The sequence below is a fragment of the Alkalihalobacillus bogoriensis ATCC BAA-922 genome, from assembly GCF_000621445.1.
Taxonomy (GTDB): Bacteria; Bacillota; Bacilli; order Bacillales; family Bacillaceae_F; genus Bacillus_AO; species Bacillus_AO bogoriense.
The window spans coordinates 72342-98460 of record NZ_JHYI01000006.1; the positions used below are offsets into that span (position 1 = coordinate 72342).

At 38.0% G+C, this 26119-nt stretch carries 20 protein-coding genes and 1 other annotated feature; of the genes, 1 reads left to right on the plus strand and 19 read right to left on the minus strand.

Translation table 11 applies throughout. The annotated features are described in order from the left end of the window. Window position 1: 1 nt before the first annotated feature. The 5 genes from hemB to hemA all read right to left on the minus strand — a co-directional run bounded on the left by hemB (window position 2) and on the right by hemA (window position 5038). The gene (hemB, locus tag T323_RS0100390) at window positions 2–1000 is read right to left on the minus strand and encodes a porphobilinogen synthase (RefSeq protein ID WP_026671512.1); all 999 of its coding nucleotides are present in this window, start codon (window positions 998–1000) and stop codon (window positions 2–4) included. Further along, window positions 997–1776: a uroporphyrinogen-III synthase gene (locus T323_RS0100395; protein WP_035177147.1), complete on the minus strand. Its 780-nt coding sequence runs from the start codon at window positions 1774–1776 to the stop codon at window positions 997–999. The genes hemB and T323_RS0100395 overlap by 4 nt, the downstream gene beginning before the upstream one ends. After that, entirely contained in the window at window positions 1776–2708 is a 933-nt protein-coding gene (gene hemC, locus T323_RS0100400) for a hydroxymethylbilane synthase (protein ID WP_026671514.1), read from the minus strand. The genes T323_RS0100395 and hemC overlap by 1 nt, the downstream gene beginning before the upstream one ends. 102 nt (window positions 2709–2810) lie before the next feature. Continuing rightward, window positions 2811–3587 (minus strand): cytochrome C assembly family protein, encoded by a 777-nt coding sequence (locus tag T323_RS0100405; RefSeq protein WP_051556301.1) that lies wholly within the window; start codon window positions 3585–3587, stop codon window positions 2811–2813. Between the two features lie 59 nt (window positions 3588–3646). Beyond that, window positions 3647–5038: a glutamyl-tRNA reductase gene (gene hemA, locus T323_RS0100410; protein ID WP_026671516.1), complete on the minus strand. Its 1392-nt coding sequence runs from the start codon at window positions 5036–5038 to the stop codon at window positions 3647–3649. A 232-nt stretch (window positions 5039–5270) separates the two neighbouring features. On the opposite strand from hemA, the gene T323_RS0100415 reads away from it, so the two are divergent. After that, window positions 5271–5747 (plus strand): LiaI-LiaF-like domain-containing protein, encoded by a 477-nt coding sequence (locus T323_RS0100415; RefSeq protein ID WP_026671517.1) that lies wholly within the window; start codon window positions 5271–5273, stop codon window positions 5745–5747. 791 nt (window positions 5748–6538) lie between these two features. On the opposite strand, the gene yihA is transcribed toward T323_RS0100415, so the two are convergent. The 14 genes from yihA to ilvD all read right to left on the minus strand — a co-directional run bounded on the left by yihA (window position 6539) and on the right by ilvD (window position 25899). Further along, window positions 6539–7165 (minus strand): ribosome biogenesis GTP-binding protein YihA/YsxC, encoded by a 627-nt coding sequence (yihA, locus tag T323_RS25555; RefSeq protein WP_051556275.1) that lies wholly within the window; start codon window positions 7163–7165, stop codon window positions 6539–6541. Next, a complete protein-coding gene (gene lon / locus T323_RS0100425; RefSeq protein ID WP_026671518.1) occupies window positions 7162–9486 on the minus strand; it encodes an endopeptidase La in 2325 nt (774 codons plus the stop codon). The genes yihA and lon overlap by 4 nt, the downstream gene beginning before the upstream one ends. Before the next feature lie 117 nt (window positions 9487–9603). Further along, complete coding sequence (lonB, locus tag T323_RS0100430) at window positions 9604–11274, minus strand: ATP-dependent protease LonB (RefSeq protein ID WP_026671519.1); 1671 nt, start codon at window positions 11272–11274, stop codon at window positions 9604–9606. A 110-nt stretch (window positions 11275–11384) separates the two neighbouring features. After that, window positions 11385–12659: an ATP-dependent protease ATP-binding subunit ClpX gene (gene clpX / locus T323_RS0100435; protein WP_026671520.1), complete on the minus strand. Its 1275-nt coding sequence runs from the start codon at window positions 12657–12659 to the stop codon at window positions 11385–11387. Window positions 12660–13091: 432 nt separating this feature from the next. After that, window positions 13092–14387: a trigger factor gene (tig, locus tag T323_RS0100440; RefSeq protein WP_026671521.1), complete on the minus strand. Its 1296-nt coding sequence runs from the start codon at window positions 14385–14387 to the stop codon at window positions 13092–13094. 146 nt (window positions 14388–14533) lie between these two features. After that, entirely contained in the window at window positions 14534–15562 is a 1029-nt protein-coding gene (locus tag T323_RS0100445; protein ID WP_035177151.1) for a tetratricopeptide repeat protein, read from the minus strand. A 229-nt stretch (window positions 15563–15791) separates the two neighbouring features. Continuing rightward, window positions 15792–16376 (minus strand): 3-isopropylmalate dehydratase small subunit, encoded by a 585-nt coding sequence (leuD, locus tag T323_RS0100450; RefSeq protein WP_026671523.1) that lies wholly within the window; start codon window positions 16374–16376, stop codon window positions 15792–15794. A 33-nt stretch (window positions 16377–16409) separates the two neighbouring features. Further along, complete coding sequence (gene leuC / locus T323_RS0100455) at window positions 16410–17822, minus strand: 3-isopropylmalate dehydratase large subunit (protein WP_026671524.1); 1413 nt, start codon at window positions 17820–17822, stop codon at window positions 16410–16412. Window positions 17823–17862: 40 nt separating this feature from the next. Then, window positions 17863–18957 carry a 3-isopropylmalate dehydrogenase gene (gene leuB, locus T323_RS0100460; protein ID WP_026671525.1) on the minus strand — a complete coding sequence of 365 codons (1095 nt, stop codon included), beginning with the start codon at window positions 18955–18957 and terminating at the stop codon, window positions 17863–17865. 24 nt (window positions 18958–18981) lie between these two features. Beyond that, a complete protein-coding gene (locus tag T323_RS0100465; RefSeq protein WP_026671526.1) occupies window positions 18982–20529 on the minus strand; it encodes a 2-isopropylmalate synthase in 1548 nt (515 codons plus the stop codon). Next, window positions 20516–21535 (minus strand): ketol-acid reductoisomerase, encoded by a 1020-nt coding sequence (ilvC, locus tag T323_RS0100470; RefSeq protein WP_026671527.1) that lies wholly within the window; start codon window positions 21533–21535, stop codon window positions 20516–20518. The genes T323_RS0100465 and ilvC overlap by 14 nt, the downstream gene beginning before the upstream one ends. A gap of 45 nt (window positions 21536–21580) precedes the next feature. After that, entirely contained in the window at window positions 21581–22102 is a 522-nt protein-coding gene (gene ilvN, locus T323_RS0100475; RefSeq protein WP_026671528.1) for an acetolactate synthase small subunit, read from the minus strand. Continuing rightward, entirely contained in the window at window positions 22099–23826 is a 1728-nt protein-coding gene (gene ilvB / locus T323_RS0100480) for an acetolactate synthase large subunit (protein ID WP_026671529.1), read from the minus strand. The genes ilvN and ilvB overlap by 4 nt, the downstream gene beginning before the upstream one ends. Window positions 23827–23970: 144 nt before the next feature. Further along, window positions 23971–24221: a binding site (T-box leader), on the minus strand. A gap of 10 nt (window positions 24222–24231) precedes the next feature. Continuing rightward, a complete protein-coding gene (gene ilvD / locus T323_RS0100485; protein WP_026671530.1) occupies window positions 24232–25899 on the minus strand; it encodes a dihydroxy-acid dehydratase in 1668 nt (555 codons plus the stop codon). Between the last annotated feature and the right edge of the window lie 220 nt (window positions 25900–26119).

The following is a 26119-nucleotide window of genomic DNA, read 5'->3' on the forward strand; positions in this document are numbered from 1 at the left end:
TTTACTTCACCTCACTATGATTGTTAGAGCTAAGCCAACGTGCCACATCTTTTGCAAAATACGTTAATATTAAATCAGCACCTGCACGCTTCATACTTGTCAACGTTTCAAGAACAACCTGTTTTTCATCAATCCATCCATTTTGGCTAGCCGCTTTAATCATCGAGTATTCACCACTCACATTATAAGCAACGACCGGATAACCAGAAAAGTCCTTCACTTCACGAATGATATCTAAATAAGAAAGGGCTGGTTTTACAATGAGGAAATCTGCGCCTTCTGCAATGTCAGACTCTGCTTCTCTTATTGCTTCTAACCGGTTGGCAGGATCCATTTGATATGTTTTTCTATCACCGAATTTCGGTGAACTATGCGCAGCATCACGAAAAGGACCATAATAACTAGAAGAATATTTCACCGCATAGGACATAATCGGAACATCGACAAATCCCGCTTCATCCAACCCATGACGAATCGCGGCTACAAACCCATCCATCATATTCGAAGGCGCAATAATATCAGCCCCTGCTTTGGCTTGAGAAACAGCGGTTTTCGCTAATAAATCAAGAGTTGGATCATTTAAAACTTTGCCTTCTTCAATGACACCACAATGCCCATGGTCGGTAAATTGACATAAACAAGTGTCTGCAATAACTGTTAATTCCGGGTAAAATTCTTTAATTAAACGAATGGCTTCTTGCACAATACCGTGGTCATGGTACGCAGATGTCCCTACTTCGTCTTTATGATGCGGCACTCCGAATACAATGACTGCTTTAATTCCTAAATCAACCACTTCTGCCATTTCGGCTTTTACATAATCTAGAGAGAGTTGAAAAACACCTGGCATAGATGGAATTTCATTTTTCGTTTGTTCTCCTTCAATGACAAAAAAAGGGTAAATTAAATCATCTGTATGTAATGTTGTTTCTCTTACCATTGCTCGAATCGATGATGACTGTCGCAATCGACGGTGACGTGTAAAATATACATCTTTCATTTTTTTTCCTCCTCATAATACTGAAGTAGTGATTGCACTACCCCATCAATCGTATATGGTTTTGCGATTAGTGGATTTTCGATGCCATATTTTTGTAATGTTTTTGCTGTAATCGGACCAATACAGCAAAACAAAAGATGGTCTACCTTCACTTGTTTATCGTGAAGGAGGGTAAAGAAATTTGTCACTGTTGATGAGCTTGTGAATGTCATCACATCTACAGTGTTAAGGATACGAAGCAATTCAGGTTTTGCCTCATGATTTATCGTTGTTGAGTACACAACAATATCATCAACAGTACAGCCATACTTACGTAGCGATGTTGGAACAATGTCTCGCGCTAAGTTTCCTTTTGGAAATAAAATACGGTGTTCCTTTTTTAACAACGGTATTAACTGAGTGACAAATGCTTCTGCAACAAACTCATCAGGCATAAAAGAAGGCTCAATAGCAAACTGCTGTACCGCTTCTTTCGTTTTTTCACCGACAACGGCTATTTTACCTTTGAATTTTAAATTTCTGTGACCCGTATGTACGTAAACCGCGTCCATAAAGAAAACAACGGCATTTACACTTGTGAATACGATCCAATCATAGAAGTCAAGATGTTGAACCGCCGTCAGAACGGGGTTCATGTCATCTGCTTCTTTTATTTTTATAAGTGGAACTTCAATAGCGATTCCACCATATTGTTTAATTTTTTCTGAAAAAACAGGAGCTTGGTCTTTTGACCTTGTCACCACTATTCGTTTATTGGAAAGTGGTAAATCTCCCATTATTGGTCAAGCTCCCGTTTCACTTTATCAAGGATTTCTTTTGCACCTGCTTGTAATAAAGCGTCAGCCATCGCTTCTCCTAATGCTACAGGGTTATCTCCTGTCATTGTTTCTTTTAAAATCACTTTCCCATCTGGAGAACCGACTAATGAAGTTAATTGAATTTGATTGTCTTCACTAATTGTACCGTAGCCAGCTATCGGAACTTGGCAGCCGCCTTCCATTCTGTGTAAAAATGTGCGTTCAGCTAAGACCGCTCTTGCTGTTTCTTCGTCATTTAAATGTTGCAGCAAGTCAACTACTTCTTGATCGTCAGCACGACATTCAATTCCAAGAGCTCCTTGACCAACTGCCGGGACACAATCAGTTGGGTCAATATATTCGGTTACCGTTTCATCAGACCAGCCCATTCGTTCTAAACCAGCTGCAGCTAAAATAATCGCATCAAAGCCTTCTTCCTTTAACTTGCGAAGTCTTGTTTCAATATTACCTCGAATCCACTGCACCTTTAAATCAGGACGCATTGCAAGCAACTGAGCTGAGCGTCGCAAACTACTCGTTCCGACAACTGAGCCTTCAGGTAATTCGGCTAGTGGGATATGCCCATTAGAAATAAATGCATCTCTAGGGTCTACACGTTTCGTGACAGCACCTAACGTAAACCCCTCTTGTAGTTTTGAGGGAACATCTTTCATACTATGAACCGCAATATCAATTTCTTTATCTTGCATTGCTTGTTCGATTTCTTTTACAAATAAGCCTTTCCCTCCCACTTTTGATAAGGTAACGTCTAGTATTTTATCTCCCTTCGTTACGATTTTTTTAATTTCAAATTCGTACGGAAGCCCTGTTTGCTTTAACTGATCAATGACCCATTCTGTTTGTGTTAAGGCTAAACTACTTTTTCTTGAACCGATAACTATTTTTCGCATGAGAATCCTCCAATTTTTCCGTTTCCTTCACCAATTATAATGCAAATAAGCGATAGTTCAAAACAGAAGGCTTTTGTTACCATCATGTCCTATCGCTTATCATTAATACCACAAATGAAAATTAGAAAAATTACTTGATAAGAAGTAATTAATAAGCACTAGCAAAAACGCAGCAATATTTAAAAGAGCAATCGAATAGCCGCGATTTAGTTTTACGACACGTTGATATAAATAAACCCCATAAATAAACAAAACGATTAAAGAGCTAATGACTTTTGCATCTGTAAATGGCAATTCTCCTAGTTTTATGGAAGCCCATACAAACCCTAAAATAATGCCAATGACGAGAATCGGAAATCCGATCATCGTTGTGACAAATGCCAATTTATCTAGCTTCGATAAGCTTCCAAACCGAAGAAGTCGTTTTCCCCACCTTTTTTGTTTCAGCATATGATGCTGCATGACGTAAAGAAGGGAGAATGCAAAAGCAACCGTAAACAAAACATAGGATAAAAGAATAAAGATAACGTGGATAATTAACAACTCAGAAATGAGAAGTTGTTCTAATTGTTCAGGCACATCTCCTGTTGGTGTAAACATCGAAAACGACATCATAATAAAACCAACGATATTTGTAAATAAAACGAGAAAATCGACTCGAAAATACCAATTAATAAATAACGAAAGCGTAACCAATACCCAACCATAAAAAAATAACCCCTCGAATGGTGTAATTATCGGGAGACGGTTAAGTTCAATCATTCTAGCCATAAATATAACGGTTTGAAAGACCCAAACAATAGAAAGCAACCAGAAAGCCATACGATTGACCTTCCGGTTGTTTTGTATAAAATCAATGAAATACCCTAACAAACTCATACAATATAGGATAATTGTAATTAAATAAATGGTGTTAAACACATGTAATGACTCCTCTCTTAGGAGCGGACTACTGCATTTTCTTGTTTTGCAAAAGATGCAAAATCCCTCTTACTCTTTTCCCATTCTAATTCAGCTTGCCTTGCTCGTTCTTTCTCACTTTCTTTTTGTTGCTGTAAAATAATTTCATCTTCTAACGCAAACATTTTTGTAAACAATTCTAATGATCGATCAGCATCTTCTTCAGCTGCTAGTTCCTTCACTCGTGTAATCGGGTCACGCAATAATTGATTGACAATGCTTTTTGTATGTTTGCTTAAAACTTTCTTTTCTCGTTCTGTGAGATTTGGCAGTTTACGTTGAATGCTTTCCATTGTTTCAGCTTGAATCGCTAATGCTTTTGTACGTAATGCAGAAATAATCGGAACAACACCAAGTGTATTTAACCAATTTTTAAACTCATCGATTTCTGCTTCTACCATTAGTTCGATTTTTTCGGCTTCTACTTGTCGTTCTGCTAAATTCGCTTGAACGATATTTTCTAAATCATCTATATCATATAAATAAATATCATCAAATTCCGCTAGAGCTGGGTCTAAATCACGCGGAACAGCAATGTCCACCATAAAGAGTGGTCGACCTTTTCTTTTCTTCATTGCTGTTTTTGCCGTCTCTTTAGAAATTACATAATCACGTGAACCTGTTGAACTAATTAAAACATCAGCTTCTACTAATGTTTCAGTTAGCTGTTCCATTGGGCGTGCTTGGCCAAGAAAACGTTCTGCTAATTGAGCTGCTTTTTCTTCCGTACGGTTAATCACTGTTATTTTACTAGCTCCATTTGCATGTAGATGTTTAGCTGTTAATTCACTCATTTTACCAGCACCTAGTACAACAACATGCTTGTTCGAAAAATCACCAAATATATTTTTACCTAACTCCACAGCCGCATAACTTACTGATACTGCATTGTTGCCAATTTCAGTTTCAGAATGCGCACGTTTCGCTAGTGTTACCGCTTGTTTAAACAGTTGATTAAAAATCGTACCTGTTGCTTGATTTTGTTGGGCTAATAAGAAGCTATCTTTAATTTGCCCTAATATTTGTGTTTCACCTAAAATCATCGAATCTAATCCACATGCAACACGGAATAAATGTTCGATCGCATGATGGTCTTCTTGTATCGTTAAGAACGGTGTAAACTCTTGGCGATCGAGTTGAAACCATTCAGATAAGAACAATTTAGTAAAATAGCGTCCAGTATGAAGCTGATCAGCAACCACATAAATTTCGGTGCGATTACAGGTGGACACAATTGTACACTCAAGTATGCTTTTCATACTGCGAAGTTGCTGTAGCGCCTGTGGAAGTTCATTCTCTTGAAACGTAAACTTTTCACGAATTTCTACAGGGGCAGATTTATAGTTTAATCCCACGACTATGATGTGCATTTGAATGTTTCACCCCCACTGTTTTAGGTCAGCTTTACTTTCAGCTTTTTAATTTCTTTACATAATCTTTCACTATTATATCACGGTTTTATTTGAACACAAAAAAAAAGTGTGAACAGTTCTTGAATCCATATGATATTATATTTAATAGTTGATTTTTACCACCATAAAATTTCGTTTATGGATAGAGTTTCCCATCGCTCGGAAAAATATGAAAGGAGAAGGGAATAAAATGAAACGACAAAGTGTTTTTCCAGGAATTTTATTTATTGGAGTCGGATTGTTTTTTCTCCTACACCAATTTAACATCCCATATGTTGACCAATTAGTCAGGTGGCCTTCGATTCTTGTCATACTCGGCTTTGCTTTCTTACTGCAATCGTATATGAATAAAGATTATGGTTCTTTATTCCCCGGCACACTATTACTTTTACTGGGCATACATTTTCATATGCTTTTCTTTTTATCAACATGGCCTTCCCATTGGTCAATGTATACTTGTATCGTTGGTTTATCCTTTTTACATGTATATGCAAAAACAAAAAAGGATGGTTTATTGCCAGGTATCATTTTACTCGTAATTTCTGCTTTAGGTTTTTTCTCTGGCGGTGTCGTTACGTGGTTCCAATCTATTACAGATATGTTGGAAAGATTTTGGCCACTTTTCCTTATCGCACTTGGAATATATTTATTGTTTAAGCGAAAATAAAGTCTTTATGTGTATTCCCTATTTAGAATAATTCTAAACATGACTTTTGTCAATATCTAATAGACATCTCTTCACTGGCGTTGTAAATATATCCACAGGTTAAATCTTACCGATCTTTTAGTTAGCACAAATAACATATCCGTTCCATTGCGCTACAGCCACTCGCGCTCGCTAAGGAGGTGGCGAGCCTCCTTAGCTAACGCCTGTGGGGTCTCGCCAATCCTCTCTTTCCCCCAGGAGTCGAGTGACTTTCGCTCCATTTCACTAGGTTTAATCACCATATTTCTAAGCAATTAATTTCAAATAAAAAAAGTCGAAGTTTGAAGAACACACTAGACAAATAAAAAAATTCTCCTACTGTAAAAGCAAAGCCAAACTTATCCGTGACCTTTACAATAAGGAGAATTTTATGGATAACAATATTTTATCAAATTAATCTACCCTAGTACTTTACGATTCCTTCGGACCTATTCTAAAGGTACTTAGGCTGATTTTTATAAAAACAAAACAAACCTCACAAGGATGTAAAAAAAGCTTAAATACTACCGATTCAACTTTTCGGCTCATTTTTGCGGTCAGAGCAGCCGTTATTTGTGAACATGATACGGGTTTCCGTTTTTTAGTGGCCACAGGAGCACTTATTCACACAAAAGCAACTCTATTCCTAGAATATATTATGATTAACTGCTCCTGTGTCCACCAACGTTCCCAAACGCTAGCATTGTTCACAGATAACGGTTTTCATGACCGCTTACTTCCCATAAACAAAAAAAAGCTAGACCGTTTATAGTCTAGCTTTCTTCATCTATTGGTGACACATCTAATTCTACTTTCCGCTTTGAATAATCAAGGATGGCACCCCATACTTGATCTTTTCCATAACCTGTTTCCGAAGAAAAAACATGAATCGGATCATCTGGATGTTTTCCGAGAACATTACTGATAATTTTTTTGTGTTTATCCCATTTTCCTTTTGGGATTTTATCACATTTTGTAGCAACAAGGATAACTGGAATTTGAAAATGCTTTAACCATGTATACATATCCTGATCATCCCGAGATGGTTCATGGCGGATATCAATGATTTGGACAACTGCCTTTAATTGTTCACGCTGTTGTATGTAGGTTTCAATCATTTTTCCCCATGCGTCTTTTTCTTTTTTTGGTACTTTGGCAAAACCGTAACCGGGTACATCAACAAGAAAAAGCTGTTCATTTACTAAATAAAAATTTAATGTTTGCGTTTTCCCTGGTCGTTGCGATGTCCTCGCTAAACTTTTCCGATTCAACATTTTATTAATAAAGGAAGATTTCCCTACATTCGATCGCCCGGATAAGGCAATCTCAGGTAGGAAAAGCTTCGGATATTGGTCAGGTTTAACACCTACTGTCGCTAATTCTGCTTTTGTTACTTTCATTTTTTCTCTCCCAATGCATGCTTTAATACTTCATCTAAATGAGACACCCAAATAAATGTTAATCCTTCACGAACACTTTCTGGAATATCCTCTAAATCTTTTTCATTATCTTTAGGAGCTATAATGGTCGTTAACCCCGCGCGATGGGCACTCATCGACTTTTCTTTTAAGCCACCAATCGGAAGCACTCGACCTCGCAACGTAATTTCTCCGGTCATACCGACTTCTTTTTTAACTGGTTTTCCTGTTAACGCAGAGATTAAAGCTGTTGCCATCGTTATCCCAGCGGATGGACCGTCTTTAGGCGTTGCTCCTTCAGGGACGTGAATATGGATATCACTTTTTTCATGGAAATCACTATCGATATGGAGTTCATTTGCACGAGAACGAATATAACTAAATGCCGCTTGAGCTGATTCTTTCATGACATCTCCAAGTTTCCCTGTTAAAATCAACTTTCCTTTGCCAGGTACAACAGAAACTTCAATTGCTAACGTATCTCCGCCAGCTGTTGTATATGCTAAGCCTGTTGCCGTTCCAACTTGGTCCTCAATTTCAGCTTGTCCATAGCGGAATTTTGCCTTGCCTAACATGACTTCCACCATTTTCGGAGTCACAACCACTCGTTTCTTTTCGCCAGAAACAATCATTTTCGCTGCTTTTCGGCATATCGTTGCCATTTGTCGCTCTAGGTTCCGAACGCCGGCTTCTCTTGTATAATGGCGAATAACAGTTAAAATCGCTTCATCTTTTACTTGAAGAGTTCCTCTTGTCAACCCATGGTTTTTTGCTTGTTTCGGTAAAAGATAGCCTTTTGCGATATGCTGTTTTTCAATTTCCGTGTAACCAGCAATCGAGATAATCTCCATACGGTCAAGTAATGGACCAGGAATCGTCCCAATATTATTGGCTGTCGTTACGAACATAACCTTTGATAAATCATATGGCTCTTCAATATAATGATCACTGAATGTATTGTTTTGTTCAGGGTCTAATACTTCTAGCAATGCTGCTGCTGGGTCTCCACGAAAATCATTGGCCATTTTATCAATTTCATCTAATAAAAAGACAGGATTGATTGTTTCTGCTTTTTTCATACCTTGCATAATTCGTCCTGGCATCGCTCCAACGTACGTACGACGGTGTCCACGAATTTCTGCTTCATCTCGAACACCACCGAGAGAAATTCGAACAAATTTACGGTTTAAGGAACGCGCAATTGAACGCGCAAGCGATGTTTTCCCTACTCCAGGAGGACCAGCTAAACACAGAATAGGTCCTTTTAGCTCTTTTGTTAATTGTTGCACGGCTAAATATTCTAACACCCGTTCTTTGACTTTTTCTAACCCGTAATGATCTTTATTTAAAATATCTTCCGCATTATGAATATCTAAAAGGTCTTCAGTTTCTTTATTCCATGGCAAGTTCAGTAACCATTCAACATAATTACGAATGACTGAGCTTTCAGCAGAACTTGATGGCATTTTTTCATAGCGTTCTAACTCTTTAAACGCTTTTTCTCGAATGTTTTCAGGCATATTTGCTTCTTCAATTTTTTCTCTTAGTGAAGCAATTTCACCTGATTTCCCTTCTTTATCACCAAGTTCCTTTTGGATGGCTTTCATTTGCTCACGCAAATAATATTCTTTTTGAGTTTTTTCCATTGATTTTTTGACGCGTTGACCGATTTTCTTTTCAAGACCTAATACTTCTTTTTCATTATTTAAAACGTCAATAATGGAAAGAAGGCGGTCTTTAATTGATAGTGTTTCAAGTAGCTTTTGTTTTTCCGCGATTTTCAATGGCAAATGTGTAGAAATCACATCTGCCAAACGACCAGCCTCCGCAATATCTGTCACGGTGGCTAATGTCTCTGCTGAAATCTTCTTTGATAATTTAATGTATTGTTCAAATTGTAAAAGCGTATTACGCATCAATGCTTTTCTTTCTGCGTCTGTATCAATTTCTTCATCAGATAGTGGTGTAATTTCCACCTGAAACATCTCATCATTGTCGAGAAACGATTCGATACGAGCTCTTTGCAAACCTTCTACTAATACGCGAATTGTACCATTCGGTAACTTTAACATTTGCTTTACTTTCGCTAATGTTCCTATTTTATAAATTTCATCTTCTGCTGGTTCATCGATTGAGATTTCCTTTTGTGTAGCTAATAAAATTTCATGGTCATCCACCATTACAGCTTCTAGTGCTTGAACAGACTTTGCTCGTCCAACATCTAGGTGTAATACCATTGTCGGAAAAACTAATAATCCTCGTAATGGTAATAACGGGATAACTCTTTTATCTTTATTGACCATGAGACAGCACCTCCCCAACAACTCCACTTTTCCTAAGTAGAGCCATTTCAATTAGAGTAATCGTTATTGCTTTGTATCTTGTACATTTTATCCTATAGACTTTCCTTTGTCTAATGATTAAATTGGTGTGGCTGAACCCTCAATTTGTTGATTGGCCGGGATAACATCCTCTCGTTCTACATCAACAAACGTTAAATCAAAAACTTCTTCTAGTGTTTCAACAGCAATGATTTCAATTCCTTTCATTTCTTGCAAAATCGCTTGCTCGTTTTCTTTCGGAATAATAACTTTTGTTGCTCCGGCATCACGCGCCGCTTCGATTTTGGCTACGACCCCACCGATTGGCTTAACCATGCCATGAATGCTTAATTCACCAGTCATCGCAACTTTATTATCTACTCTTACATTTTTTAACGCGGAATAAATTCCCGTTGCAATGGCAATCCCAGCAGATGGACCATCAACAGGTGTTCCTCCTGGAAAATTGATATGAATATCAAAATTCGCTGTTGGTAGTCCTAAGTTTCTCAACACCGTGACAACATTTTCAACAGACCCTTTCGCCATACTTTTTCTTCGGATTGAACGTGATTGGTTTCCAGTGCTTTCTTCTTCTGCAATTCCCGTAATATTCACTTTCCCTTTTCCTTCAGCAACTGGAATCACATTCACTTCAATTTCCATTAAAGCTCCCATATTAGGACCATACACCGCTAGGCCATTTACTAAACCTATTTTGGGCACAGGATGAATTTTTCGCTCAGGTCGCGGTGATAATTGACTCGAATGAATAACCCACTCTACATCGGCATTTGTAATTTCAATTCTGTCTTCACTTGTTGCTACACCAGCAGCAATTTGAACAGTGTTTACTGCCTCTCTCCCGTTTGTTGCATATTTTGATATGCGCTCTAGCGCCCCTTCTTCTACTGTGAAAGCCATTTTTTCAACCGCTTTTTTTGCAATGATAATAATTTCTTCTTGTGTAAGCGAACGGAAATAGACTTCTAAACACCGTGAACGAATGGCCGGTGGAATTTCTTCCGGTCTTCTTGTTGTTGCCCCAATTAGGCGAAAATCAGCAGGAAGTCCGTTTCGAAAAATTTCATGTATATGTCTTGGGATTTGCGGATTATCTTCATTATAATAAGCACTTTCAAGAAAAACTTTTCGGTCTTCTAACACTTTCAATAGTTTGTTCAATTGAATTGAATGTAACTCACCAATTTCATCTATAAATAGTACTCCACCGTGAGCTTTTGTTACTGCCCCTTGTTTCGGTTGAGGAATCCCAGCTTGTCCCATCGCTCCTGCACCTTGATAAATTGGGTCGTGTACAGATCCAATAAGCGGGTCAGCGATTCCTCTTTCATCAAATCGTGCGGTTGCCCCGTCTAGTTCAACAAATGCTGCATCATGTCTAAATGGGGTACGATGGTTTTTCTTCGCTTCTTCTAACACGAGTCGAGCAGCAGCTGTTTTCCCAACCCCTGGTGGTCCATAAATAATGACATGCTGAGGATTAGGTCCGCATAATGCAGCACGCAATGTCCGAATTCCTTCCTGTTGACCTATGATTTCTTCAAAACTTGAAGGTCTCACTTTTTCAGATAAAGGTTCACTTAATCGAACAGCTTTCATTTTTCGCAATTGTTCCATTTCTTTTCGTGATTCTTTGTCAACCGATACTTTTTGTGACCGTTGGCTTTTTAATAAGTTCCAAAAATAGATACCGATAATGGTCCCGAAAACTAATTGAATTAATAACGCAATTCCAGTCCAATTCATAGATGCTCCCCCTTAGACGTATGGTTGTCATTTTCTTATAGTATCTCCGAGAACAACTACAGTAAACAAAAAATCCCTAACCAACATCATGTCAGTTAGGGAGAATTTGGTTATGCACTTTCTTTTGGTTCTTTCTTTTCTAATTTTATTTCCGTTCCATCTTCTGTTGTTAATATTGGCGCTTCACCGCTAGTTACACTTTCCGCTGTAATTGTACATTTTACAACGTCTTCTCTTGAAGGAAGGTCAAACATAACATCTAACATAATTCCTTCAATAATAGAGCGTAACCCACGAGCACCAGTTTTTCGTTCGATTGCTTTTTTCGAAATTTCTAAAAGGGCATCATCTGTAAAGTCTAATTCCACTTCATCCAGTTCTAATAAACGTTTATATTGTTTCACTAACGCATTTTTAGGTTTTGTTAAAATTTCGACTAACGCCGCTTCATCAAGAGGTTCTAATGAAGAAATAACCGGAAGACGACCGATGAATTCTGGAATAAGACCAAAGCGTAATAAATCTTCTGGTAAAACTTTTGATAAGTATTCCCCTGGTTTTAAATCTTCCTGTTTCGCATCGGAACCAAATCCAATTACTTTTTTCCCTAATCGGCGTTTAATGATTTGCTCAATTCCATCAAATGCTCCACCACAAATAAATAGAATGTTTGTTGTATCAATTTGAATAAATTCTTGATGTGGGTGTTTTCTTCCCCCTTGAGGAGGTACACTTGCTGTCGTTCCTTCAAGAATTTTTAATAAGGCTTGCTGAACACCTTCACCTGAAACATCTCTTGTGATTGAAGGGTTTTCAGATTTTCTAGCCACTTTATCAATTTCGTCAATATAAATAATACCCTTTTCTGCTTTTTCTACATCATAGTCAGCAGCTTGAATTAATTTTAATAAAATATTTTCTACATCTTCTCCAACGTAACCCGCTTCAGTTAAAGATGTTGCATCAGCAATTGCAAAAGGTACATTTAAAATTCGAGCTAATGTTTGAGCTAATAATGTTTTTCCGCTTCCCGTTGGACCAATGAGCGCAATATTACTTTTCGCAAGCTCAACCTCTTCATTTTTGTTTAATGAATTGATTCGTTTATAGTGGTTATACACAGCAACAGCTAACGATTTCTTCGCTGTTTCTTGGCCGATGACGTAATCATCTAAAATCTCTCGAATTTCATTCGGTTTGGGAATCTCTTGAAACTCTACTTCTTCTTCCGTTCCTAATTCTTCCTCAACGATTTCAGTGCACAGCTCAATACATTCGTCACATATATAAACACCAGGTCCTGCAACCAGTTTTCTTACTTGGTCTTGTGTTTTTCCACAAAAAGAACATTTCAACTGTCCTTTTTCATCGTTAAATTTAAACATCGTATCACCCCTAACAAGATTGTACCATGGTGGTAAGTGCATTAGAAATATTTAACCTTACAAAATGGTTACGATAGAAGCCTAAAGTTATGTATTGCATTGTATCATACATTGGAAATAGTGTGGTAATGGAAAGACTTTTTCTTTATGTTTTTTTATTTGCTAGCCAAAAAATAACGGAAGTATTCATTATGTATTTCAGATTATCTCTAATGGACCATGGATTGCCCTTATTCATACTGTATTCAATAAGTGGCTAAAAAACTCCTCTATCTTTTTCAATCGGCTTCTATATTTTTTACCTAGCAAAACAGGTGCTTTTATTCATATTGTTCATCTACAGTTAAATTCATACCTTATTTCTTAAATTCTTTTATCGAGAGGGTTATAAAACAAGGCACGAACTAAATCGCGCCTTGTTATCATTTCATCTTATGAAACTGTTTTGCTATTCTCTACAAGAAAATCAACAGCTTTTTGGATTTTCAAATCACCTTTAATTCCTTCAAGGCCACCTTGGGCTTGTAACAATTGTTTAATTTCATCGGCAGGACGGTTGTACATTTCTGCCATTTTCTCAATTTCTTTCTCCACGTCTTCATCAGAAATGTCAAAGTTTTCAGCTTCTGCAATCGCTTCTAGTGTTAAGTTCACACGAACACGTTTTTCTGCATCTACTTTAAATTGCTCTTTCATTCCTTCTTCATCTGTGCCAGAGAATTGGTAGTACATATCAAGATTCATTCCTTGATATTGTAGACGTTGCCCAAATTCTTGTAACATGCGGTCTACTTCTGTCGTTACCATTGCTTCTGGAATGTCAATTGTTGCATTTTCAGCTGCTTTTTCAACTAGTGTATCGCGTTTTTTGTGATCTGCTTGGTGCTCTTTATCTTTTGTCAATTTATCTTTTAATTCTTGTTTCAACTGATCAAGAGTTTCTACATTTTCATTCACATCTTTAGCAAATTCATCATTTAATTCAGGAAGCTGTTTACGCTTAATTTCATGAATTTTCACTTTAAATGTTGCTGGTTTTCCAGCTAAATCTTCTGAATGGTACTCTTCAGGGAACGTTACTTCAACATCTTTTTCTTCACCGGCTTTTAAACCAACTAATTGCTCTTCAAAACCAGGGATAAATTGACCTGAACCAATTTCTAATGAATAGTTTTCAGCTGTTCCACCTTCGAACGCTTCACCATCCACATAGCCTGCAAAGTCAAATACGGCTGTATCACCGTTTTCAATCGAACTATCTTCGACAACAACTAACTCTGCTTGTTTTTCTTGAAGTTGCTTCAATTCATTTTCCACATCTTCATCCGTTACTGTAGTATCTTCTTCTTCGACTTCTAACCCTTTATATTCGCCAAGTTGTACTTCTGGTTTCACTACAACTGTCGCTTTATAAATTAAGTTTGAGCCTTTTTCCATTTGTTCAATATCAATGTCTGGACGGTCCACTGGTTCAATTCCTGTTTCTTCAATTGCTTGAGCGTATGAACCTGGTAATAAAATATCCAATGCATCTTGATATAATGATTCTACACCAAAACGTTGCTCAAATAATCCACGAGGAATTTTTCCTTTACGGAATCCTGGTACATTAACTTTTGTGCTTACTTTTTTAAATGCTTGATCTAACGCCGCATTTACTTTATCAGCGTCTACTTCAACTGTAAGTACACCTTGATTTCCTTCTAACTTTTCAAATTTGGCAGTCATTAATTCTTTCCCTCCAACTTTCAATTACATTTTTCCAAAACGAGCCCTATGATTGACAACCCTTTTATTATACCATAATAGCCGATCAGATCAATTAATAAAACTTTTTGTCTAAATATGTACGTTATGTATTAACATTTACTTTGTTATACTTCTATCCCTTGAAATACTGTTTCTTCTACTTCTCGAATTTCATTTGCCTTTTGTAAAATGTCATAAACCGAGTGTTGATATTTAAAGGCAATTTCATTTTCATCGAAATCAAATCCTTGACTTTCCAATCCAACAACATAAATTGCAGCAACCCATAATTCTTTATCTTCTGGAAGTGGAATAAGTGGAAATAAAGCAAATATATATTGCCACCATATATGGAGAACCGTTTCCAACAATGTTGGATTTTCTTGCTCTAACTCTTGCTCAATCATAGCTTGTACTTCTTTTCCAAACGACTGTTCCGTTACTTCTTTTACTTGAGTTGGGACAACCGTGACTGTGTGATCAAACTTTTTCATTTCAATCGGCTCAGATACTTGTAATTGTCCTAAAGTTTGGAGCACAATCGTTTTTAACATAGGGTCTCGATCATCTAACAAATACTTCTTAAATTCTGAAATAACAATTGGGTGCTCGTGTTTACTGAGCAACTGAATGGCTCTTAACTGATTCTCCTTGTTCGGGTGATGAAGTAATGTCATTAATTCCACAGGTGGCTCTTCGTCAACTTTTGTTGGCGTATGATATTCTGGTTCTTCCCCATTCATTTGGCGGCTAAAGTGCAGGAGTTGATAAAAAGACTCAGCTAAGTGTGGCGGCAGGTTAGCTTCAGATAAAACCCCTTCAAGCATCGTAACTACATTTTTATATTGTCCTAATTGTACTAATAACGATACATGAACTTGTAAAATATCATAATAGTTTCCGATATCTTCGTTTAACATTTGTTTGCTTTTATCTGCAGCTTCTTTTAAGTGACCTAGCTCGATTAGAGACAGGACAACACCAAAGCGACCTTGAGCATGATCTTCTTCTAATTCAAGTGCTTGCTCAAAAAACGATAGGGCGTCTTTAAACTTTTTCTCCTTTAATGCAGTCATACCTTTATCAACAAGCTTTGTGACAAGACCTGGAAAAAGAACGACATTATCTTTCTGATGATTGTTTTCTTTACTCATAGAAACGCTCCGCTCTATTCCTTAAGTTTTATCGAAAGGACTACTTGACATTATCTTTTGATAAGTGTATCAGTTACATTTTGAAATTACAATCATTGTATGTATATGAAGAAAAGCTATACATTGTTTTCGTTTTTTTCTTTCCTTAGCTGATTTCAAAACACAAACAAAACAAACAAAGTATAAAGAAATCCCCATTATGATCGGAGTCATAACGGGGAAGCCTGTATTAAGCCTGGGCATTTTCATACTCTTTAATTTTATCTTCATACCGCAACGTTAATCCGATTTCATCCCATCCGTTAATCAACATTTCTTTCCAATATGGATCGATGTCAAAATTAGCTTCAAATGAAATCGTATCTGTAATTTTTTGATTTGGTAAATCAATCGTTAATTCATACCCTGCTGCATTGGCATTTTCAAGTAATTCATTTACTTTGTTTTCATCAAGACGGATTGGTAAAATCCCATTCTTCACACAGTTATTATAAAAAATATCTGCAAAAGATGGTGCAATAATAACTTGAAATCCGTAATCTTTCAATGCCCATGGCGCATGTTCTCTTGATGAACCACAGCCGAAATTATGACCAGCTACAAGTATTGTTACTCCTTCGTTTTGTGGTTGGTTCAATTCAAACTCTGGGTTATCTGAGCCATCATCATTAAACCTCCAGTCAAAAAACAAAAACTGTCCAAATCCTGTTCTTTCAACACGTTTTAAAAACTGTTTTGGAATAATTTGGTCTGTATCGACATTTACGCGATTCATCGCTGCTGCTTTCCCTGTGTGTACAACTATTGGTTCCATCTTTTCCACCTCAACTTTACTTGTTCTTTTTCATTATACTGTTGATTTATCAAACGTTCTTACATCGACAAATTTACCTGCTACCGCAGCTGCTACTGCCATTGCTGGACTGACGAGATGTGTTCTTGACCCTTTGCCTTGGCGTCCCTCGAAATTTCGGTTTGACGTTGAGGCACAACGCTCTCCTTCTGGGATAAAGTCAGGATTCATACTTAAACACATACTACAACCAGATTCACGCCATTCAAAGCCGGCTTCGATAAAAATTTTATCTAATCCTTCTTCTTCTGCCCGTTGTTTTACTTTTTGTGAACCTGGAACAACGATAGCTCTAACTTTTTCTGACACTTTACGACCTTTAGCAACAGCAGCTGCAGCACGAAGATCGCTAATACGAGAGTTCGTACAAGAACCGATAAACACATGCTGAACTTCAACATCTGTCATTTTTGTTCCAGGTGTTAAATCCATATATTCAAGCGCTTGCTCGATTGCGCGACGCTCTGATTGTGTTTTTGCATCCTGTGGATTAGGAACCGTATCGTGAATACGAATCCCTTGGGATGGGTTTGTTCCCCATGTCACCATAGGTTGAATTTCAGAAGTATCAATAACAACAACTTTGTCATATTCAGCGCCTTCATCTGTAACTAGGGCTTTCCACTCTTCTACCTTTTTCTCAAACTCTTCTCCGCTCGGCACATATTCTCTGCCTTCTAAATAATCAAATGTCACTTGGTCTGGACTAATTAATCCCGCTTTCGCCCCTGCTTCAATGGACATATTACAAATCGTCATTCTTTCTTCCATTGTCATGCCACGAATCGCTTCACCTGTAAATTCAATAACAGAACCTGTTCCAAAATCAACACCGAATTTTGAAATAATCGCTAAAATAACATCTTTTGCTGTAATTCCTGTCCCAAGGCGCCCTGTCACACGAACTTCTAATGTTTTCGGTTTGCTTTGCCAAAGTGTTTGAGTCGCTAATACGTGTTCAACCTCACTTGTACCGATACCAAACGCAAGTGCACCAAATGCACCATGTGTAGAAGTATGACTATCTCCACATACGATCGTTTTTCCTGGCTGTGTTAAACCTAATTCTGGTCCAATAACATGGACAATACCATTATCAGGGCTATCTAAGTCAGCTACTTTAATTCCAAACTCATCACAGTTGTTTTTTAATGTTTCCATTTGTTTTTTTGCAATTTCATCAGTAATGCTTAGACGGTTTACAGTTGGTACATTATGGTCCATCGTGGCAAACGTTAAATCTGGACGACGAACTTTACGATTACTCAAACGTAACCCTTCAAACGCTTGTGGTGACGTTACTTCGTGAACCATTTGTAAATCAATATATAAAAGAGTTGGTTTCCCCTCTTCTGCTAGCACAGTATGTTTTTCCCAAATTTTTTCAATGATCGTTTTTGGTGCCATTTCCTTTCCCCACTTTCTCCTCGGATATTCACTTTCCTCTTTAGTTTTTCACAGTCACAATGGCGTCAATGGCGCCAACAACCTTTTCCGTCATCTCTGTTGTCGATAAGATTTGGTCACCTGACTTACTGATGTCACCTGTTCGATGACCTGCATTTAAAACTTGACTAATCGCTTCCTCAATCACTTCTGCTTCTTTTACCATTCCAAATGAATATTTTAACATCATCGCAACAGAAGCAATCGTTGCGAGAGGGTTGGCTTTGTTTTGGCCCGCAATATCAGGAGCTGAACCATGAATTGGTTCATATAAACCTGGTCCCCCACTTCCGATACTAGCCGATGGCAACATTCCAAGTGAGCCTGTGAGCATTGACGCTTCATCACTTAAAATATCCCCAAACATATTTTCAGTCACAACAACATCAAATTGTTTTGGATTGCGAATTAGCTGCATGGCGGCATTATCGACAAGCATATGTTCTAGTTCAATATCTGGATATTGTGTTCCGACTTCTTCTGCAACCTCTCTCCATAAGCGACTAGACTCTAGTACATTCGCTTTATCGACCGATGTTACTTTTTGTCTTCTCACTTTCGCAAGTTCAAATGCTTGCTTAACAATGCGTTCAATTTCACTTCGTTTATATAAGAGCGTATCAACTGCTGCTTCTTCTCCGTCTTTTTGGCAACGTTCACTCGGATCTCCAAAGTACAATCCACCTGTTAGTTCCCGAACAATCATTAAATCTACACCATTAATGACTTCTTGTTTTAGAGTAGAAGAATCTGTTAAACTTTCATGTGCGGTAACAGGGCGTAAATTTGCAAATAAATTCAATTGTTTGCGTATACCAAGCAAGCCTTTTTCTGGTCTCAAATGTCCCGGTAATGTATCCCATTTCGGGCCGCCTACTGCTCCTAATAGAACACCATCACTTTCCTTACATGCTGTCACTGTCGCTTCAGGCAACGGTGTGTTTTCCTCATCAATGGCTACTCCGCCAAGCTTAGCGTACGTATACGTAAACTGGTGATCGAAGTGTTTTGCAATAGTATCTAGCACTTCAACTGCTGATTGAACGACTTCTGGTCCAATGCCATCACCAGGTAATACTGTGATTTTCTTGTTCATTCTGCGACTTCCTTCCTATAAAAATTAAAGATGTGCTTCTTGTTTATATTTGTTTTCTTTTTGAAGGCGATTTAATATGCGGTTAACAGCATTCACATATGCTTTCGCTGATGCTTCAAGCACATCATGTGCAGTCCCTCGCCCAGACGATTCTGTATTTTCAAAACGAATATTCACATAAACTTCTGCTAGTGCATCACGCCCACCATTAATCGATTGAATTCGATAGTTTAATAACTTGACTGGCGCATCGATAATTCTTTCTAATGTGTTATAAATCGCTTCAACACTACCAGAGCCTGTAGCTGCTTCTTGAACGATGAGGCCATCTGGTTTTTTCATCGTAATTGTTGCAGTTGGAATATTGTTTGTTCCGTAATTCACTTGAAGACTATCAACAGCATAATATTGAATCGCTGACCCAATTTTTTCCTCTGTCATTAAGGCAAAGATATCATCTTCTGTAATTTCCTTTTTCTTATCCGCTAATTCTTTGAACGCTTTAAACACTTTGTTTAATTGGTCTTCTGAGGCTGTATAACCTAATTCTTTAATTTTTTCTTTAAACGCATGACGACCTGAATGTTTTCCTAACACCATGCGGTTTGATGAAACACCAACAAGTTCAGGAGTAATAATTTCATAGGTGGATTTTTCTTTAAGCACACCGTCTTGATGAATGCCTGATTCATGGGCAAACGCATTGTTCCCAACGACTGCTTTATTGTTCGGAACAGCCATCCCTGTTAACTTACTAACGAGAGAACTTGTGCGCTTAATTTCCTTAAGCACAATGCCTGTATCAGCTCCAAACACATCTTTTCGAATATGAAGACCGACAGCAATTTCTTCTAAAGAAGCATTTCCAGCTCTCTCCCCTATCCCATTAATCGTACATTCGACTTGTTCTGCACCCGCTTCTATTGCAGCAAGCGAGTTCGCAACCGCTAAGCCTAAATCATCATGACAATGAGCTGATAGTTTGGCTTTATCAATATTCGGAACATTCTGACGTAAATATCTAAAAATATGTCCAATTTCATGTGGTGTAATGTATCCAACAGTATCTGGGATGTTAATGACAGACGCACCAGCATCAATGACCTTTTCAATGATTCGAACGAGAAAATCTAAATCCGAGCGACAGGCATCTTCAGCAGACCACTGCACTTTCGGGAATCGTTTTGCAGCATATCGAACAGATTCAACGGCTCTTTCCACCACTTGATCCGGTGACATTCTTAATTTATGTGTCATATGGATCGGTGATGTTGCAATAAAAACATGAATTCTTGGTTCGGTCCCTTCTTTTAACGCTTCCCATGCTGCATCAATATCACTTTGAACACTTCGTGATAACCCTAACACTGAACTTCCTTTAATTACATTTGAAATCGCCTTTACCGACTTTAAATCACCTGGGGAGGCAGCGGGAAAGCCTGCCTCGATAATATCTACCCCAAGTCGTTCTAATTGCTTTGCAATTTCCATTTTCTCTTCGAAATTCAAGTTCACACCTGCTGATTGCTCACCATCACGCAAGGTTGTGTCGAATACGTCAATTTTTCGCACTACCTACAACTCCTTTTTTGGACTTGACGAAAGGCATCATTTCGCGTAGCTCACGTCCTACCACTTCAATTGGATGTTGTTTTTCTCTCGCATTAATTGCAGTAAATTCAGGACGGTTCGCTTGATTCTCAAGAATCCAGCCTTTCGCAAATTTTCCTGTTTGGATATCATTTAAGATTTTTCTCATCGCATTTTTCGTATCTTCTGTTACAATTTGAGGTCCTGCCACGAAGTCACCCCATTGAGCTGTATCAGAAATCGAATAACGCATTGTTTCAAGTCCACCTTCATACATTAGGTCTACAATTAGTTTTAATTCATGTAAGCATTCAAAGTAAGCTACTTCTGGTTGATAGCCTGCTTCTACTAATGTTTCAAATCCTGCTTTTACTAATGCTGCTGTTCCACCACAAAGTACAGCTTGCTCTCCGAATAAATCTGTTTCTGTTTCTTCTTGGAATGTCGTTTCTAATACACCTGCACGAGCAGAACCATTTTGTTTCGAATAAGCTAATGCAATGTCTTTTGCTTTCCCAGTTGCATCTTGATATACCGCAAATAATCCAGGAACCCCAGCACCATCTTCATACGTACGACGAACTAAATGTCCAGGTCCTTTTGGAGCTGCTAAAAATACATCAACATCACTTGGAGGAACAATTTGGTTAAAATGAACGTTAAAACCATGTGCAAACGCAAGAGCTTTACCCGCTGTTAATTCTGGTTTAATTGATTCATTGTATACTTTCGGTTGATTTTCATCTGGTAATAAAATCATGATGATATCAGCTGCTGCTGCTGCTTGACGAACTTCCATTACTTCAAAACCATCATTTGCTGCTTGGTCCCATGATTTCCCTTGGCGTAAACCAACGATGACTTCCGTTCCACTATCACGTAAATTTTGTGCGTGAGCATGACCCTGTGACCCATATCCGATAATTGCTACTTTCTTTCCTTGTAATACGCCTTCGTTAATGTCTCCGTTATAATATACTTTTGCCATCATAAATCTCTCCCTTATTTTTTTAATAGAATTTTATATTAACTATTAGTTAATTAACGTAATTCGGTTTGCATCAATAATTGACTTTTTTGTCCCGCGCTTAAAGGCGGTAATTCCTGTACGAGCAATTTCTTGAATACCATATGGTCTAACTAAATCAATTAACGCTTCAACTTTATCGTGTTCGCCTGTCACTTGAATCGTCATGTTTTCACGACCTACATCAATGATGGAAGCCCGAAACGGATTAACAAGTGCAGCTAGCTCACTTCGTTGAGCTGGAGTGACACTAATTTTTACTAATGCTAATTCTCTAGCGACAATCGGCTCATCTGTAATATCTTTTACTTTTAATACATCAACTTGTTTATTTAATTGCTTTAATACTTGTTCAATATTTCGCTCGCTATCGACGACAACGACAAATGTCATTCGCGAAATTGATGGATTTTCTGTAATTCCTACTGTAATACTCTCAATATTGAAATTTCTTCTCGCAAATAGCCCCGTAATGCGGTTTAATACGCCAGATTGATTATTCACTAGCGCCGTTATTGTCCGTTTCATGGCTTAATTCCCTCCATTTCATGATGTCCTTTTCCAGGAGATATCATTGGATAGACGTTTTCGACTTGAGTGACACGAAAATCTAATAACACTGGACCATTAAATGCCATTGCTTCTTCAAGTGCAGGAACGACATCTTCAACATTGGAAATTTTCATCGCTTTAATATCATAAGCTTCAGCTAATTTCACAAAATTCGGCTGAGTTTTAAAAACAGAGTTCGAATAGCGTTCTTCATAGAATAATTGCTGCCACTGCCGAACCATGCCTAGTGCTTCATTATTCACAATAATCACTTTTACTGGTATATTTAAATCTTGTAAAATCGAGAGCTCTTGTAATGTCATTTGAAAACCAGCGTCTCCTAAAATCGCAATGACAGGAGAATTCGGTTCAGCAAATTGTGCCCCTATAGCTGCCGGAAAACCAAAACCCATTGTTCCAAGACCGCCTGATGTGACCCACCGGTTCGGCTTGTTAAACTTATAGTATTGTGCCGCCCACATTTGATGTTGACCAACATCTGTTGTTACAATCGCTTCCCCTTTTGTTACCTTGTAAATAGCCTCCATTAGATGCTGTGGCTTTATCGTTTCCCCATCTTGTTTATACCAAAGCGGATATTCACCTTTTAATCGTTGTAAGTCGGCTTTCCAAACCGAACATTCACTTAGCTTTCCGTGTTCTTCTAGCAACATTGATAATGCTTGTTTCGCATCTCCTACAACAGGGATATGGGTATCGACGTTTTTGCCAATTTCAGCAGGGTCAATATCAATATGAGCGACTTTTGCATGTGGAGCAAAGTGAGCTAAATTGCCAGTTAATCGGTCATCGAAACGAGCACCGATATTAATTAATAAATCTGTTTCATGTAACGCCATATTCGCTGTATATGTTCCGTGCATTCCAGCCATGCCTAAGTTCAGTTCATGTTCCCCAGGAAAACCACCTAAACCAAGAAGTGTTGTAGCTACTGGCAATTGTTGCTGTTCCACAAAAGCAAGTAATTCATTAGATGCTTTTGCATGAAGAACTCCTGCTCCGGCTAAAATAACTGGTTTCTTCGCCGCTGTAATCGCTTCTGACAGTTTTCGAATTTGATGTTTGTTTGGAATAATGGTTGGTTGATATCCTGGTAAGTCTACTTCTTTATCGTAGTTAAAAATACCGGTATCGACTGATACATCTTTTGGTAAATCAATTAATACTGGTCCTGGTCTTCCTGTTGTTGCGATATGAAAAGCCTCTTTCACAATTCGAGGTAAGTCTTCTACTTTTCGAACTTGAAAGCTATGTTTTGTAATCGGCATTGTTATTCCAATCATGTCTGCTTCTTGAAATCCATCCGTCCCAATAAGTGTAGTTGCTATTTGTCCTGAAATAACAACAAGAGGAAGAGAATCCATCATTGCATCAGCAATACCTGTTACAACATTCGTAGCACCAGGTCCTGATGTGACAACACAGACGCCTGGCTTTCCTGATACTCTTGCATAGCCTTCAGCTGCATGAACAGCACCTTGTTCATGTCGAGCTAAAATATGACGAATCCCTGTTTTATAAATTTCATCATACGTTGGTAAAATCGCTCCTCCCGGGTATCCGAAAATGACTTCGACACCCTCTTCGGCTAATGCTTTAATTAACATACTAGACCCTGAAACTTTTAGTTCTTCTTGCTTCACTTCAACACTTTGTTTTTGCCTCAACTTGGTACTCATTTTTTCTTCCTCCTTTTTAAACAAATTGGGTACATTCCCATTCAATATTGCTGTATATCCCTTCAGAAGTTTGGGATGTTTTCTGACAAAAAAAGCAATAAAAAAATCTTCCCACCCCTACACGAAGACTTATAGTGTCTTTTTGCAAGGGGTGAAAAGATTTCTTTCCACGGTACCACCCTTTTTCTTGACATTCTTTCAAATGTCAACTCATGAACGACATTGTCGTCCTCTTTTAATAACGAGTGTAGTGAGCACCCGACCAACCTTACTAGAATTCGTTCAGATTGGCACTCAGAGGGGAGTTCATCATAAGAAGCAAGACCGCATTTCAGCAACAGCGGCTCTCTGTACAAGCTTACCAAATGACTACTTTTCCTCTTCACCGTTTTTTATATACAGTTATTAGACTTTCATAATCCCACCCGTATTCGCGGATGTTACTAATTTTGAATATCTTGCTAAATAGCCTTTTTTCACCTTAGGTTCAGGTTGAACGAAATGTTTTCTTCGTTTCTCTAATTCTTCGTCTGAGACATCAAGATTCATTGTACGATTCGGTAAATCAATAATAATTTTATCGCCATTTTCAACAAAGGCAATTGGTCCACCTTCAGCTGCTTCTGGCGAGATATGACCAATTGAAATTCCTCGAGATGCACCTGAGAAACGACCATCTGTAATTAATGCCACTTTTGTTCCTAACCCTCTTCCCATAATGGAAGAAGTAGGGGCTAACATTTCTGGCATCCCTGGTCCACCTTTTGGACCTTCATAGCGGATAACAACGACATGACCTTCTTTTACATCTCCGTTATCAATGCCTTGAATCGCTTCATCTTGAGATTCAAAGACGATAGCTTCACCTTCGAATACTTTGATGGACGGGTCAACCGCTCCCACTTTAATAACAGCTCCGTCTGGGGCTATGTTACCGAATAAGATTGATAATCCCCCCACTGGGCTATACGGATTATCTTTTCTGCGGATAACATCATCATTTAATATTTCAGCATCTTTGACATTTTCATATAATGACTTTCCAGTAATCGTAATGCGTTCTGGATGAATCGCACCTTCTATACTGCAAAGCTCTTTAATAATGGCACTTACTCCACCAGCGTGATGAACATCATCCATTGAATAATCTGAAGCTGGACTGATTTTGCTTAAATATGGAATTCGTTCAGCTACTTCATTAATTCGATTTAAGTCATATTCGATTTCAGCTTCATTTGCAATCGCTAGTGTATGCAATACAGTGTTAGTGGAACCACCCATTGCCATATCAAGTGCAAAGGCATCATCAATTGTATCTCTTGTTACAATGTCACGTGGACGTATATCTTTTTCAATTAAATTCATTAAGTGTTTAGCTGCATCGTAAATTAATTTATGACGGTCTGTTGACGTCGCTACTAATGTACCATTTCCTGGTAGTGCTAATCCTAGCATTTCCATTAAGGAGTTCATAGAATTTGCAGTGAACATCCCTGAACAGGAACCACATGTTGGACAGGCACTTTGCTCAATTTCTAAGAGCTCTTCTCTTGTCATATTTCCTGACGAAAATGCACCTACGCCTTCAAATACTGACACTAGCGAAAGAGGTTTGCCATCTTTTGTTCTTCCTGCTTCCATTGGACCTCCAGATACGAAAACAGAAGGGACGTTTGTTCGAACTGATGCCATTAACATTCCCGGCGTAATCTTATCACAGTTTGGAATAAAAAATACTCCATCAAACCAATGTGCATTAATTACAGTTTCAGCTGCATCACAAATGATTTCTCGGCTTGGTAATGAATATCTCATTCCAATATGACCCATGGCGATTCCATCATCGACACCAATTGTATTAAACTCAAATGGAATCCCGCCTGCTTCACGAATGGCTTGTTTTGCCACTTCCGCAAATTTATTTAAGTGCATATGGCCTGGAATAATATCGATGTACGAATTACAGACGCCAATAAATGGCTTATCCATATCCTCATCTTTCACTCCAGCTGCACGTAGCAAACTGCGGTGAGGAGCTCTGTCTATCCCTTTTTTTATCATGTCACTTCTCATAATCTTCTCCCCCAAAACCATTCATTGTATTTCTAGATATTGCTTAAAAGTAAATGGACCTTCCCCAAGATTCATCTACTTTGCTTATTTCGTAATGTATTAGAATTTTTCGACAATTCAGACTAATGAAGATTAGTTATTTCTTAATTTTGTCTTAGGCTGACATTGTGAAAAGAAATGATGAAAAGTTTTGTTGTTTGAGCATTATAATACGCCCTTT